14 protein-coding genes are annotated in these 12,665 nt (G+C 64.3%); 4 read left to right on the top strand and 10 right to left on the bottom strand.

The features are described from left to right. The first annotated feature begins 172 nt into the window (after positions 1-172). Positions 173-613, top strand: coding sequence for a hypothetical protein (locus KJQ12_RS05720; RefSeq protein WP_213483833.1), 441 nt, complete (start codon positions 173-175; stop codon positions 611-613). Then, positions 610-1,698 carry a phosphodiester glycosidase family protein gene (locus KJQ12_RS05715; RefSeq protein ID WP_213483832.1) on the top strand — a complete coding sequence of 363 codons (1,089 nt, stop codon included), beginning with the start codon at positions 610-612 and terminating at the stop codon, positions 1,696-1,698. The genes KJQ12_RS05720 and KJQ12_RS05715 overlap by 4 nt, the downstream gene beginning before the upstream one ends. 50 nt (positions 1,699-1,748) lie before the next feature. On the opposite strand, the gene tsaD is transcribed toward KJQ12_RS05715, so the two are convergent. From tsaD to KJQ12_RS05680, 7 genes are all read right to left on the bottom strand, one after another. Further along, positions 1,749-2,798 carry a tRNA (adenosine(37)-N6)-threonylcarbamoyltransferase complex transferase subunit TsaD gene (gene tsaD / locus KJQ12_RS05710; RefSeq protein WP_213483831.1) on the bottom strand — a complete coding sequence of 350 codons (1,050 nt, stop codon included), beginning with the start codon at positions 2,796-2,798 and terminating at the stop codon, positions 1,749-1,751. Beyond that, positions 2,795-3,307 (bottom strand): ribosomal protein S18-alanine N-acetyltransferase, encoded by a 513-nt coding sequence (gene rimI, locus KJQ12_RS05705; RefSeq protein WP_213483830.1) that lies wholly within the window; start codon positions 3,305-3,307, stop codon positions 2,795-2,797. Before rimI ends, tsaD begins: the two co-directional genes overlap by 4 nt. A gap of 2 nt (positions 3,308-3,309) precedes the next feature. Next, positions 3,310-4,098 (bottom strand): tRNA (adenosine(37)-N6)-threonylcarbamoyltransferase complex dimerization subunit type 1 TsaB, encoded by a 789-nt coding sequence (tsaB, locus tag KJQ12_RS05700; protein WP_213483829.1) that lies wholly within the window; start codon positions 4,096-4,098, stop codon positions 3,310-3,312. After that, complete coding sequence (tsaE, locus tag KJQ12_RS05695; protein WP_213483828.1) at positions 4,095-4,595, bottom strand: tRNA (adenosine(37)-N6)-threonylcarbamoyltransferase complex ATPase subunit type 1 TsaE; 501 nt, start codon at positions 4,593-4,595, stop codon at positions 4,095-4,097. The genes tsaB and tsaE overlap by 4 nt, the downstream gene beginning before the upstream one ends. A gap of 109 nt (positions 4,596-4,704) precedes the next feature. Continuing rightward, on the bottom strand, positions 4,705-5,574 hold the full coding sequence (locus KJQ12_RS05690) for a YitT family protein (protein WP_213483827.1): 870 nt from the start codon (positions 5,572-5,574) through the stop codon (positions 4,705-4,707). Between the two features lie 184 nt (positions 5,575-5,758). Continuing rightward, a complete protein-coding gene (locus KJQ12_RS05685) occupies positions 5,759-6,655 on the bottom strand; it encodes a polysaccharide deacetylase family protein (RefSeq protein ID WP_213483826.1) in 897 nt (298 codons plus the stop codon). Between the two features lie 5 nt (positions 6,656-6,660). After that, the gene (locus tag KJQ12_RS05680) at positions 6,661-6,849 is read right to left on the bottom strand and encodes a hypothetical protein (RefSeq protein ID WP_213483825.1); all 189 of its coding nucleotides are present in this window, start codon (positions 6,847-6,849) and stop codon (positions 6,661-6,663) included. A gap of 139 nt (positions 6,850-6,988) precedes the next feature. Here KJQ12_RS05680 and ku point away from each other — a divergent pair, with 139 nt between their 5' ends. Then, positions 6,989-7,879 carry a non-homologous end joining protein Ku gene (gene ku, locus KJQ12_RS05675; protein WP_213483824.1) on the top strand — a complete coding sequence of 297 codons (891 nt, stop codon included), beginning with the start codon at positions 6,989-6,991 and terminating at the stop codon, positions 7,877-7,879. A gap of 224 nt (positions 7,880-8,103) precedes the next feature. Here ku and KJQ12_RS05670 read toward each other — a convergent pair whose 3' ends face one another. Together KJQ12_RS05670 and KJQ12_RS05665 are read right to left on the bottom strand one after the other, a co-directional pair. Beyond that, entirely contained in the window at positions 8,104-9,021 is a 918-nt protein-coding gene (locus KJQ12_RS05670) for a YitT family protein (RefSeq protein ID WP_213483823.1), read from the bottom strand. Positions 9,022-9,122: 101 nt separating this feature from the next. Continuing rightward, complete coding sequence (locus KJQ12_RS05665) at positions 9,123-10,076, bottom strand: ATP-dependent DNA ligase (protein ID WP_213483822.1); 954 nt, start codon at positions 10,074-10,076, stop codon at positions 9,123-9,125. A 167-nt stretch (positions 10,077-10,243) separates the two neighbouring features. Between KJQ12_RS05665 and ligD the strand changes: the two genes are divergently transcribed. Further along, on the top strand, positions 10,244-11,143 hold the full coding sequence (gene ligD / locus KJQ12_RS05660) for a non-homologous end-joining DNA ligase (protein WP_213483821.1): 900 nt from the start codon (positions 10,244-10,246) through the stop codon (positions 11,141-11,143). Between the two features lie 43 nt (positions 11,144-11,186). Here ligD and cls read toward each other — a convergent pair whose 3' ends face one another. After that, a complete protein-coding gene (cls, locus tag KJQ12_RS05655) occupies positions 11,187-12,572 on the bottom strand; it encodes a cardiolipin synthase (protein ID WP_213483820.1) in 1,386 nt (461 codons plus the stop codon). Between the last annotated feature and the right edge of the window lie 93 nt (positions 12,573-12,665).

The following is a 12,665-nucleotide window of genomic DNA, read 5'->3' as shown; positions in this document are numbered from 1 at the left end:
TCTTTTTCGCGTGATCCATCATCCCCAAAAAAAGTGCCCACACTGGCTTGACTCAGACTGGCAATTCCGACAGGGTTCCCAATCGGCCCAAAATCCGTTACGCTAGGTAAACGGACGGGTCCTTTGGCAGCCGGGGCAACCGGCGCTAGATTCAGAGAAAGGTGGAGAAGCGATGCAGAACGACTTGCACCTTCAGGCAACCGGCGCAGACCGCGCTTCACGCGCTTCCCGCAGAAGCCGATCCGCCTCGAAAGCGGCCGTCCTCCTGCTGACGATCATCTGGCTTCTTCTGATAGCCGGCGGAGCTGCCGGCGCCGCATGGTACGCCGGCGAGCTGCAAGCCCGCATGACGGCCGACATCGAACAGCAGACGGCGGCGAAGATTGCAGCCATGCAGCAGGAAGTCGAAACGCGGATGACCGAGCTCGAAGCCTCTTTTCGCGCCGAGATCGATACCGTCGAAGCGAAAGTGAACGCGCTGAACGAACTGCTGACGTTCGCCCGCGACAACGCGAACGAAGATACGGACAACAGCAATCTTCTCTATACGCAGCTCAATGAAGTGAAGGCGAAGCTGGAAGAATTGCAGAAACAGCTGGATGTGTTGAAATGAACCGTCTGTTGCAGCCGCGAACGATCCATCGATTGTTTCTGCTGGCCGCCGCTCCTTTTCTCGGGATGGGGATCTGGCTGGCGGCTGCGGGCCCCGGCCTGACGCTCTCCCTGTCGGATGAAGCGTATCCGGAGTTCAATCTGCCGGCCCCTCCGGCAGCCGGAACATTGACGGAACGCGTCGCGTCCGGACTCGACAAGGCGATCGGGCTGGCCGGCGAGACGAACGAATCGATTCGAAAGGAAGCGGAACTGTTCGACAAAGCGTCCGCCGAAGCCGGACGGCTCGCGAAACTTGCGGCCTCCCAGGTCGGCAAGCCTTACGCGATCTACGACCGGCGCATCACGGCAAGACTCGGCACGCCGGTCGAAGAGGTGCGCTCGAACCGGATAACGGCGCAGTTGTTTCATGTGAAGGCGCAGCATTTCAACGGATACGCCCTGAAGGTGAAGCTGAAATCGAACCAGGCGATGAGGATGGTGCTCGGAAGGGACACGTACGGCGGCGCGGAGACGACGCTGTCTGCCGTCAAGCGGCTGGGCGCCGTCGCCGGCGTGAACGCGGGAGGCTTCGCGGACAAGAAGGGCAAGCGCTATCCGCTCAGCACGACGATCGTCAACGGCAAGTATGTATCGGGTTTTGAAGCGTCCTACAAAGACCTGTTCTTCGTGGGCATGAACGACAAGATGCAGCTGATCGGCGGCAAGTTCAAGTCGCAGGAAGAATTGGACAAGCTGAACCCGCAGTTCGGCGCGTCGTTCGTGCCGATCTTGATGAAGAACGGCCGCCCCCAGCCCATTCCGGAGAAATGGAAGACGACGCCCCGGCGCGCGCCGCGCACCGTGATCGCCAACTACAAGGACGACCAGCTGCTCATTCTCGTCGTGGACGGTTACGACGAGAAAGGCAGCTCCGGCGCCACGCTGGAGGAGCTGCAAATTCTGCTGGAAAGGTACGGCGTGAAAGACGCCTACAATCTCGACGGCGGCGGCTCGTCATCGCTCGTGTTCAACGGCCGCGTCATCAACAAACCGTCCGACGGCGAGCTGCGCAAGCTGCCGACCCACTTCCTGTTCTTCAAGTGACGATAAAGCCCGGCGGATGCGGATTGGGCCGCACCGGCCGGGCTTTCGTTCTAATCTTTCACCGACCACGCTTCAAGGGACAGGAGCGGATCGGCTTTCGCGTCGAGCGGCGTAAATTCGCCGCGCACCCATTTCAGATGGGCGGCGGCGCCGATCATCGCGGCGTTGTCCGTGCAGAGCGAGAGCGGCGGGATGAGCAGCGGCAGTCCGCGCGCCTCGCAGGCCGCCGTCAACGTCCCGCGCAGCCCGCGGTTCGCGGCGACGCCGCCGCACAGAAGCAGCTGCCGGGCGCCGAATTCCTCCGCCGCGCGCAGCGCTTTCGTCACGAGCACGTCAATGACCGATTCTTGAAATCCGCGCGCCAGGGCGGGCCGCATCGGCGGCTCGCCCTTCATCCGCGCCTTGTTGATCTCGGCGAGCACGGCGGATTTGAGACCGCTGAAGCTGAAGTCGTACGATTCGGGCTCCAGCCATGCGCGCGGCAGCTCGTTCACGTCGTCCGCCTCCATCGCCAGCCGGTCGATGTGCGGCCCTCCCGGATACGGGAAATTGAGCGCCCGCGCCACCTTGTCGTACGCCTCGCCGACCGCGTCGTCCCGCGTCCGGCCGATGATCCGGAAGCTTCCTTCCCGCTCGAGGACGACCAGTTCGGTGTGCCCGCCGGAGACGACGAGCGCCACCGCGGGATAGAGCATTTCGCCGATCAACCGGTTGGCGTAAATATGCCCCGCGATATGATGCGTGCCGATCAGCGGCACGTCCAGCGCCAGCGCCAGCGCCTTGGCCGCCGCAAGGCCGACCAGCAGCGAGCCGACCAGCCCCGGACCCTGCGTCACCGCGACGGCGTCGACATCCTTGAGCGACAGACCGGACTCGGCCACCGCTTGCTCCATCATGAGCGTGATCGATTCCACGTGTTTGCGCGAGGCGATCTCCGGCACGACGCCGCCGAACCGGCGGTGCGTCTCGACCTGGCTGGACACCAGGTTGCTCAGGACTTCCTTGCCGCCGCGTACGACGGCGGCAGACGTCTCGTCGCAGCTCGTCTCGATGGCCAGTATGACGCCGCCCCCGGAGCCGCGTGTGCGGGCCGCCGTCATGTCGTTCCGCCTCCGGATGCGAGATCCGCCCACATGATGTACGCGTCCTCCTGATTGTCGGTGTAGTAGCGGGGTCTGATCCCGTTCTGTTTGAACCCCAGTTTGCGATAAAGGTTTTGCGCCACTTCGTTCGACACCCTGACCTCCAGCGTCATCGACCGGGCGCCCTGTTCCCTGGCCGTCTGCATGAGCCGGCGCAGCAGCATCTCGCCGTAGCCGCGCCCGCGGTACTGCGCGCGCACCGCGATGTTCGTCACGTGCGCTTCGTCCATGATGACCCACATGCCGCCGTAGCCGATGATCGATTGATCCAGCTCCATCACCGTGTACCGGGCGAAATGGTTGTGCCGGATCTCGTTCACGAACGCTTCCGCCGACCACGGCACCGTGAACGCTTCCCGCTCGATGGCCGTAATCGCCGGCACGTCGGACAGCAGCATCGGGCGGAACTCCGGCACCTTCACGGCGCTGTCGCCGCTGCCTTGCGCTTCACGCGCGCGTTCCCCCATCGTCATCCCTCCTGCCGCCCGGCGAGAAGTTTCGCCTCCGCTTCCGCGAGCTGCGTGTAGTTGGGCACCAATGCATGCGGATCGTCGGCTTCGCCCGCGGCGAGCCGCCGGATGCCGAGCTCCGCAATGGATCGACCTTCCATGACGGTCGGGCAGACTTCGATCCGCACGCGGCCGTTCAGCCGCTCCCCGAGCTGTTCAATGCTCGCCAGGTGCAGCGACGGGTCGCCGACGAACCGGATGCGGCGCGGGCGCTCCCGCTCCCCCTGGCTTTCCGCCTGCTCCGCCAGCTCATCCGCCCATTCCCGCATGAGCCGGATGCCGTCGGCCGCGAGCCGCCGCCAGCCGCCGCCGGATGCGAACCGGGCGGTGTACACCTGGCCCCGCCGCGCGTCCATCAGCGGCACGATCCATTCGGGAGCGGAATCCGCTTCCGTTCCGCCGTCGCCGGCCGCGCCAAGCGCCAGCGCCTCGAGGCTGGACACGCCGGCGAGCGGCACGCCCCACGCCCAGGCCAGCGTCTTCGCGATGGTCACCGCGATCCGCACGCCGGTGTACGACCCCGGGCCGCAGCCGACGGCGATGCCGCCGAGCTTGTCCGGCGTCACGCCCGCCGCGGCGAGCACGTCCTTCACCATCGGCACGGCCAGCACCGAATGGCTGCGCTCCACGATCGACCGGTCGTCCGCAAGCACGCGGCCTTCCCCGACAACGGCGACGCAGAGCGCGGAGGTCGACGTATCGAGCGCCAATACCGGCTTGCCAAAACCGGCGGATGCGATGTTCGTCATTCGCCGCACACCCCTTCCTCCGCCAGCCGCCGGCACCAATCCGCATACGGCCGGCCCGCGCCGGTCAGACGGATGATGCGCGCGCTGCCTCCGGCATGTTCAATCGCAATCGCCAGATGCGCGGGCGGAAGCAGATCCGGGATCAGACTCGCCCACTCCACCAGCACAACGCCTTGTCCATAAAAATAATCGTCCAGCCCCAGCTCGTCCGCCTCGTCCTGCGACAGCCGGTAGACGTCCATATGATACAGGGGCAGCCGCCCGTCCTCATATTCCTTGATGATCGTGAACGTCGGGCTGTTCACGACTTCCCGCACGCCGAGCGCCCGGGCGAACGACTGCGAGAAGAACGTCTTGCCCGCCCCCAGATCGCCGTCCAGCGCAATGACCGTGCCCGGAGCCGCCCAGCCCGCGAGCCGTTCGGCCAGCCTCGCCGTTCCGTTCTCATCTTCCGCGCGCCATACCGCCTGCGCGGCATCCTTCTTCTGATCGTTCACGGCCGTTCACCGTCCTTCTCCCTGACCGTCAATACGCACTTATTATAGCGGCCGGGCCATGGGCGATCAACAAAGGCCGCGATCAGGTTCCGCGCGCCGACCGTCCGCATCAGTGAATATCTTTCTTCTTGAACCGTCCGCCTTTCACATCGTGGATGTTGCCGATGGCCAGGAACGCGGTCGGATCCATTTCCTGCACGATGGACTTCAGCTTCGCTTCCTCCAGCCGCGTGATGACGCAGAAGATCACCCGCTTGCTGTCTCCCGTGTACGCGCCTTCACCGGCCAGATAGGTAACGCCCCGTCCGAGCCGGTTGATGATGGCCGAACCGATCTCCGTCGCGGCGTCGCTGATGATCCAGACCGCCTTCGACTCGTCCATCCCCTCGATTGTAATATCGATCGCCTTGTACGCGATGAAATACGCGATCAGCGAATACATGGCGCTGTCCCATTCGAACACGAATCCGGCTGACGTCAAGATGAAGAAGTTGAAGAACATGACGACTTCGCCGACCGAGAACGGCGTCTTCTTGTTGATGAGAATCGCCACGATCTCGGTGCCGTCCATCGAACCGCCGAACCGGATGACGAGGCCGACGCCGACGCCGAGAATGACGCCGCCGAAGATTGCGGCCAGAATTTTCGTGATCGTGAGCGGCGCGATCGGTTCGAACAGGAATGTGCAGAGCGACATCACCGAAACGGCGTAGAGCGTCGAGAGGGTGAACGTCTTGCCGATCTGTTTGTACCCGAGGAACAGAAAGGGGAGATTGATGAAGAACAGATAAAGCCCGAGCGGCACGCCCGTCAGTTCGTGCAAAATAATGGAAATACCGGTGATGCCGCCGTCGATGACATTGTTGGGAACAAGAAAAATTTCGAGCGCAACGGCCATCAGGACGGCGCCGATCGTCAGCATGACGATGCGTTTTGTGATTTCTGCCGGCCTGAGGCCGGAATGCTGCTGTGAGGCCATTGATTGTCTTCCCTTCCACGGCGTTTGGACTGACATCTATTATTTTAACTTTTCGCCGTGAAGAAAAAAAGAGAAAGCCGGAAGCGATCGCCGCGTCCCGGACATCTTGTGCCCGCGCCCCGGCCCGCTCCCGGCTTGCCGCCGCATCCGGTCCCGAAAAATTTCAGCCCGCCGTGACCCCGCGCTATTTCGGAATGCCCAGCATCCGATCAATCGTGACGAACCGAACGCCGTCTTTGCGCAGCTTGGCGATGACCTCGGGCAGCGCCTCGACGGTGCCTGTCAGGTCTTCTCCGGTCCCGCCGGCCGAATGCTGCAGAATGATCGACCCCGGCTTCACATGCGCCAGAATGTTCGTCGCGACCTCCTCGCGGCTTAACGATTTCCAGTCGAGCGAGTCGACGTTCCAGCCCACGATCTTCCGCTTCTGGCTCGCCAGCCATTTGATCTGCTCTTCGGTGATGTTGCCGTACGGCGGCCGGACGAAGCTCGGCGTATAGCCGGTATATTGCCGGATCAGCCGGTCCGTTTTGCGGATTTCCTCGCGGAACCGCTCGTCGGACAGCTTCGGCAGATTGGCGTGGCTGTAGGAATGGTTGCCGACGACATGCCCTTCCGCGACGATCCGCCGCATGACGTCCGGGTGCGCCTCGATCCGGTTGCCGACGCAGAAGAACGTCGCCTTCACCCCTTCGCGCTTCAGGACGTCCAGCACGCGCGGCGTAAACACGTCGTCCGGGGCGTCGTCGAACGTCAGCGCCACTTCGCGCTTGTCTCCGGACCCTTGCAGCACGAAAGTGCTCGGATATTTCGCGCGCAGGTCGGCCAGCGTCAGCGGCTTCGGCTCGCGCAGCTTGCGTTCCGGCCCGTCCGCGAGGTTCGGCGTATCGTCCCGTTTCGACTGCATGCGGACGCCGCGTCCGTTCTTCTCTCCGGCCTGTTTCGCGCGGATGCCTCCGTCGCCGTCTGCGCCGTTCCCGCGCTTCATCTCCGCGCAGCCGGCGAGCAGCGCAAGAACCAGCAAGGCGGCGAGACAAGACAGCCAGGTCAGCCGTTTCACATTCTTCGCGCCGATGCGCATGCCGGTCAACCTCCTTCCAGGTCGTCCATCGTATCCGTTGTCGTTTCGCCGATTTTGCCGTTCTTCACCGGCGACACATAGCCGCCGCCGAGACCTTCGTTCACCATCCGGTCGATATCCATCTCCGCTTCCGCGCGGCCTTCATGGTCGCCGTCCTGCAATCGTTCCGGATGTCCCTCCGGCCGATCCGTCATCCGTGAGTCCTCCTTCCATCCGCTGCGGGATACGCACAAAATATGCCCTCTGCGGTTGGTTTTCATGCATGTTGGGCACGATGGTTAGCAGGAAGGTGCGGTTCAGAGATTCTTTTTTCCCGAAAAAGGAGGGACGGGCATGCATACGGTGTGGAAAGGCGCGATCAGCTTCGGTCTCGTGCACGTGCCGGTCAAAATGTTCGCCGCCGTCGAGGACAAGGACATTGCGATGCGGATGATTCACCGGGAGTGCGGCGGGCCGATCGCCTATGTACGGACATGCAAGAACTGCGGCAAGGAAGTGGCGGCCGAGGACATCGCGAAAGGGTACGAATACGAGAAAGGCCGGTTCGTGCTGTTCGAGAAGGAAGAGCTGGACGCACTGGCCGCGGAGACGTCGAAAACGATCCGCATCCTCGACTTCGTCGACATGCGGGAGATCGACCCGATCTATTTCCAACGGTCGTACTATCTCGCGCCGGATCAGGCGGGCGCCGGCGCCTACAGCCTGCTGCTGGAGGCAATGAAGCGGACCGGACGGATCGGCATCGCGAACGTGTCGATCCGCTCGAAAGGCAGCCTCGCCGCCATCCGTTTCATCGAGAACTGCCTGGTGATGGAGACGATCGCCTATCCCGACGAAGTGCGGCCCGTTCACCAGGTGCCGGGGCTGCCGGAGCATACGGCCGTGAACGAGAAGGAACTCGAAATGGCGACGATGCTGATCGACCACCTGACGGGCCCGTTCGAGCCGGAGAAGTACAAGGATGAGTACCGGGAGCGGCTCATGGAGGCGATCCAGGCGAAAATCGCGGGCGAAGAGGTGCACATCGCGCCGGAACAGGAGCGGACGAACGTCATCGACCTGATGGCCGCCCTCCAGGCGAGCCTCGAAGCGGCGGGAGCGCCGAAGGCGGGACCGGCGGCGACGGCGGACGCGGCGGGCGCAGAAGGCGCAGCGGGCGGCACGGGCAAAGGGACCCGTCGCAAGACAAGCGGCAAGAAGAAAGAAAAAGAGTCGATCCGTTGACCGGCTCTTTGTTCTTTCGCCATTGTGGTGCAAATTTGCACCATAATGGCGTATCTAAACCCCGCTTTGGCCCAATATAGTGCAAATCTGCACCAGATGCGTCCATCAAAGCCCGGAAAGCTTTATATATGGTGCATATTTGCACCATAATCGCCGATACTTCCATCCCGACCGAAAATGAGGTGCATTTATGCACCCTATGGCATGCCGCCCTACGCACGCCCTTACACAAACGGCCTTAGCCGCCGCGCCTCGTCATGCCGCACCCCTTCGATCTCGACCTGCGGATCGATCGCGGCGAGCAGGCGGCGCAGCGCCTTGACATCGCGCCGGTAGACGTCGAGGACCGCCGTCTCCCCGTCGCCCGTCTCGATCCAGCGGACCCGCAAGCCCCGATCCGCCGCTTCCCGCAGCCGGCCCAGCATGGCGCTGCGGACCCGGATCCGCTTGACGGGCGACATGCCGGAATATCCCGCTTCCAGCATGAAATAGGCGAGCACATGCGCGATGATCGAATAGAGCGCCTGGTTGATGCCGAACACAAGCCCGGCGAACAGCAAAATCGCCAGATTCGCCACGAAGATGACGGTGCCGGCGTCGAGCCGGCGAAAAGCCGGCCTGAGCGGTGCGGACGCGGCGAGCTCGTCGAAGCTGCCGCCCTGCCGCAGGACGAGGCCGATGCCGAGGCCGAGGAACGTGCCGCCGCCCAGCGCGGCGGCCAGCGGGTCGTCGGAGACCGCAGGCACCGGATGCAGGTAGTGCGTGAACAGGACGATCAGCACGAGCGGCAGCAGCATCCGCAGCGCATGGCGCCGGTTCGTTGCCGTCCGGCTCAGCAGAAACGGCAGATTGAACAGGAACAGCACGAGGCTGAGCTGCATTTCGGTCAGATGCGCCGCGAGGATCGAGGCGCCGGCGATGCCGCCGGTCGCCACCCCGTTCGGCAGCAGGAACAGTTCCAGACCGACGGCCGCCAGCACGCTGCCGATGACGAGCAGACCGTAGTGGATGAACCGGTCGAAGGCGGACAGGGCGCCGCTCCGCGCTCCCGCTTCGGACGGCTCGTCCCGCCTGACGGCGTCCCGGCGTCCGGACGGGGAAAAGGCGGATTTGCGCAAAGCGAGTTGCTGGACAGGGGTCATGCGGCATCGCCTCCTTGCCTTCGCTGTTCCGGTTCAGACCGGTTCAATTTGCTTGGGCAGATATTTCTTCATCTTAACGTTACCACAGTACCGGGTCTTGCTCAAACCGTCGTTTCGTCGAGCCGGTCGAACGTGCAGTCCGTTCCAAACCCCGCACTGACGGCCTCGATCACCGGCTGCCGGAGCGTTCGGCCGGCCGTCCATTCGAGGTAGCGGACCTTCGCCGTCAGCATCGGCCGGATCCAGACCGCGCCGGCGCTGCGCGGCGGCTTCGCCGCGAACGGGCAGTCCGGCATGCGGAGCAGCTCCGCCGCGGCGGTGATGTCCGCCCAGTCCCGGCCGGTGAGCCGGCCCGATCCGGCATGGCCGATGTAGTGCAGGCGGCCCTGCCCGTCGTACAGGCCCAGCAGCAGCGCGTTCACCCGGCCGCCGCCATACGTGACGCCGCCCACGGCGGCCGTCAGGTCGCGCCGCACCTTGATCTTGCGCCAGCGGCCGTCCTTGCCGCCGACCGCGTAGGTGCTGGCGAGGTCTTTCACGACGATGCCTTCCATGCCGTGCTTTCTCATCACGTCGAACAGCTTCTCGCCGTCGGCCGTGTTCTCGACGAGCCGGACGCCGGCTCCGGGTTCAACGGCGCGGGCCAGCAGCCGCTGGCGTTCTTCGAGGCTGCGCCCGGTCACCCATTCGCCGTCCAGGTACAGGATGTCGAACACCATGTACGTGACCGGGATCTCGCGGACGGCGGCGGGCACGGCCTGCGCATTGCGGATGCCGTCCCGGCGCATCACCTCGTGGAAGGACGGGCGGGCGGCGTCGAAAGCGACGATCTCGCCGTCGAGGATGACCGATTTCGCCCGGCAGTAGCGCCGTGCGTCGGCCAGCTCGGGATATTGCATCGTCCGCTCGTGCAGCCTGCGGTTTACAAGCTTCGTGGAGGCGCCGTCGAAGTAGACGAGCATGCGCACGCCGTCCCATTTGATCTGGGCGGCCCACTGCGGCCCCGCCGGAATGTCGTCCGCCGCGACCGGCTCGAACGGCACGATCGGTTCCATGCGCGCGCCTCCTTGTACGGGATCGGATCTGCCCCGGCAATTTCGAACGGAACGCCGCTGCCGTCCCGCCCATTCCATGCAAAGCGGATAGTTTCGCCGGCAGCGGCAATACTGGGGGCAGTATCATATTTTCCCGAAAGTGACGAAACGAAACAGGAGGGGCGTGCATGGCGGTCAAAACGACGGGAACGATTACGGTGCAGGGCGAACGGCTGTCCATCAGCAATCCGGACCGGGTGCTCTGGCCGGAAGCCGGCATTACGAAACTGCGCTATCTGGAGAAGCTGGCGGAGCTCGCTCCCCACCTCATCCGGCACTGCGAAGGGCGGTATCTGACCGTCATCCGGTACCCGAACGGCATCCACGGCAAGTCTTTCTATCAAAAGAACGCCCCGGAACCGCTTCCCCCCTTCGTGCGGACGGCCGAGCAGAACGGCATCCGCTACGTCGTGCTCGATTCGCTGCCGACGCTCATCTGGCTCGGCAACCTCGCCTGCCTCGAATTCCACGCCTCGTTCGACCGGATCGGCGAGCCGCTGCGCCCGACGGAATGGGTGATCGACCTCGACCCGTCGCGGGAGGAGGAACCGCGCATCATGGAGGCGGCGTGGCTGGCGGGGGAGCTGCTCCGCTCCCTCGGCATCGCGTCCGTGCCGAAGACGTCCGGCGCGACGGGCGTGCAGATCGTCGTGCCGGTCGAGCCCGACCTGACGTTCGACGAGCTGCGCGCCATCGGCCGGTTCGTCGGCGAGTATCTGGTCAGCAGGCACCCGAAGCTGTTCACCATTGAACGGTTGAAAAAAAACCGCGGCGACCTGATCTACTTCGATTACCTGCAGCATTACGCCGGCAAAACGCTGTCCGCCCCTTACACGCCGCGCGCACGTCCGGCGGCGTCCGTCTCGACGCCGCTTACATGGGACGAGGTGCGGGCGGATGTCCGTCCGGCGGACTTCAACCTGCACACGATCGGGCCGCGCCTCGCCCGGCTGGGCGATCTGCTGGAGCGGGCGCCGAAGCAGAACCTCCGGCCGATCTTCGAATTTATCCGGAGGCGCCAGGGGTGAAGACGGGCTGCATCGGCGGTTGCAGCAGCGGCTGCTGCTGCGGCTACAGCAGCGGCGACAGCAGCCGCGCCATCGCCCGCCCCGCCCTTGCGCCGGCCGTCAGCCCGCGCAGCTCCTCCGCCGTCACCTCGCGCGAATCCGCAAGATCCTTGAGGAAGTCCCGCTCCAGCCGCCCGATCGGCTTCTCGTCGAACAGCAGCGCGCTCAGCTCATAGTTGCTGTAGAAGCTGCGCATATCCAGATTCGCCGTCCCCACCGACGCGAGAAGCCGGTCGACGATCATCACCTTCGCGTGGATGAACCCTTTCTGATAGCGGTACACCCGCACGCCCGCGGCCTGCAGATCGGCCGCGTGGGACAGCGTGGCGGCCAGTACGAACCGCGTGTCGGCGATGCCCGGCACGATCAGGCGCACGTCCACGCCGCCCGCGGCCGCCGTCCGCAGCGCCGCCGTCAGGCCGGCATCCGGGACGAAATACGGCGTCGCGATCCAGATGCGCTCCCGTGCGGCACCGACCGCGGCGAGAAGGCCGTCGTAAATCTCGTTCCCGCCGAGGCGCGGCCCGCACGAGACGATCTGCACCCGTTCGTGCGACGTGCACGCATGCGGCGGCCAGTAAGCCGGATCGTCAAGCGCCTCCCCGGAAGCGAGCTCCCAGTCGCGGACGAAAATGTTCTGCAGGTCGCAGACGGCGTCCCCTTCCACCCGCAGATGCGTATCCCGCCAGAACCCGAGCCTTTTGTCCAGCCCCAAATATTCGTCGCCGATGTTGATGCCGCCCGTAAATCCGGACTTGCCGTCGATGATGACGATTTTGCGATGGTAGCGGTGGTTGATCCGGCGGCTTCTGAGCGCGGCGCCGAGCGGGAGGAAGCACCGCACCCGCACGCCGGCTTCTGTCAGCTCGCGGATATACGACTTTGGCAGCTTCCAGCTGCCGAAGCCGTCGTAGATGAGCCTCACCTGCACGCCTTCCTTCGCCTTGCGGATCAGGGCGTCCCGGAACCGCCGTCCGACGCCGTCGTCGCGCAGAATGTAATAGGCCAGATGAATATGATGCTCGGCCTTCCCGATCATATCGAAAATCGACGCGAACGCCTCTTCGCCGTCCGTCAGAATCTCGGTGCCGTTGCATCCGGTGATCGGCGCATCCGACATCCGCCTGAGCGCCCGCCTCAGCCGCTCATCCCCGGGAAAGGCGTCATCCGTTCCGGTGGAAGAACGCTTTGCCGGCTTGCGGTCACGGGAGTCTCCCAAGCCGACCTTTCCCCTTGCAAGCAGAAACGGAAGGATGCCGACGATCGGCAGCGCCAGCAGAACAAGCAGCCATGCCGCGGCATGCGCCGGACGGCGATGCTCCGCTGCGAGCACAACGGCGGCTTCCGCCCACCAGACGACAACAGCCGCCAACAGCCACGGCCAGACCATGCAACCGCTCCTTTCCTGGCGAAAGTCGTCTCTGTAGTATGCCCTTGTCCCGTGACATGTTTCCCACCGGACAGGAATAAATAACTAGTGAAC

Origin of the sequence: Thermobacillus xylanilyticus (assembly GCF_907165215.1) — a bacterium.
Taxonomy (GTDB): Bacteria; Bacillota; Bacilli; order Paenibacillales; family Paenibacillaceae; genus Thermobacillus; species Thermobacillus xylanilyticus.
The sequence above is the reverse complement of the archived record's forward strand: the minus strand, read 5'-3'. Positions and strand labels throughout refer to the sequence as shown.

What these genes read in the sequence shown, in the direction of transcription:
- ligD (WP_213483821.1), top strand. Translation starts at nt 10,244, where the DNA reads ATGGCGGTCAAAACGACGGGAACGATTACGGTGCAGGGCGAACGGCTG.
- ku (WP_213483824.1), top strand. Translation starts at nt 6,989, where the DNA reads ATGCATACGGTGTGGAAAGGCGCGATCAGCTTCGGTCTCGTGCACGTG.
- cls (WP_213483820.1), bottom strand. Translation starts at nt 12,572, where the DNA reads ATGGTCTGGCCGTGGCTGTTGGCGGCTGTTGTCGTCTGGTGGGCGGAA.
- rimI (WP_213483830.1), bottom strand. Translation starts at nt 3,307, where the DNA reads ATGGGGGAACGCGCGCGTGAAGCGCAAGGCAGCGGCGACAGCGCCGTG.
- KJQ12_RS05670 (WP_213483823.1), bottom strand. Translation starts at nt 9,021, where the DNA reads ATGACCCCTGTCCAGCAACTCGCTTTGCGCAAATCCGCCTTTTCCCCG.
- KJQ12_RS05680 (WP_213483825.1), bottom strand. Translation starts at nt 6,849, where the DNA reads ATGACGGATCGGCCGGAGGGACATCCGGAACGATTGCAGGACGGCGAC.
- KJQ12_RS05665 (WP_213483822.1), bottom strand. Translation starts at nt 10,076, where the DNA reads ATGGAACCGATCGTGCCGTTCGAGCCGGTCGCGGCGGACGACATTCCG.
- KJQ12_RS05720 (WP_213483833.1), top strand. Translation starts at nt 173, where the DNA reads ATGCAGAACGACTTGCACCTTCAGGCAACCGGCGCAGACCGCGCTTCA.
- KJQ12_RS05715 (WP_213483832.1), top strand. Translation starts at nt 610, where the DNA reads ATGAACCGTCTGTTGCAGCCGCGAACGATCCATCGATTGTTTCTGCTG.
- KJQ12_RS05690 (WP_213483827.1), bottom strand. Translation starts at nt 5,574, where the DNA reads ATGGCCTCACAGCAGCATTCCGGCCTCAGGCCGGCAGAAATCACAAAA.
- tsaB (WP_213483829.1), bottom strand. Translation starts at nt 4,098, where the DNA reads ATGACGAACATCGCATCCGCCGGTTTTGGCAAGCCGGTATTGGCGCTC.
- KJQ12_RS05685 (WP_213483826.1), bottom strand. Translation starts at nt 6,655, where the DNA reads ATGCGCATCGGCGCGAAGAATGTGAAACGGCTGACCTGGCTGTCTTGT.
- tsaD (WP_213483831.1), bottom strand. Translation starts at nt 2,798, where the DNA reads ATGACGGCGGCCCGCACACGCGGCTCCGGGGGCGGCGTCATACTGGCC.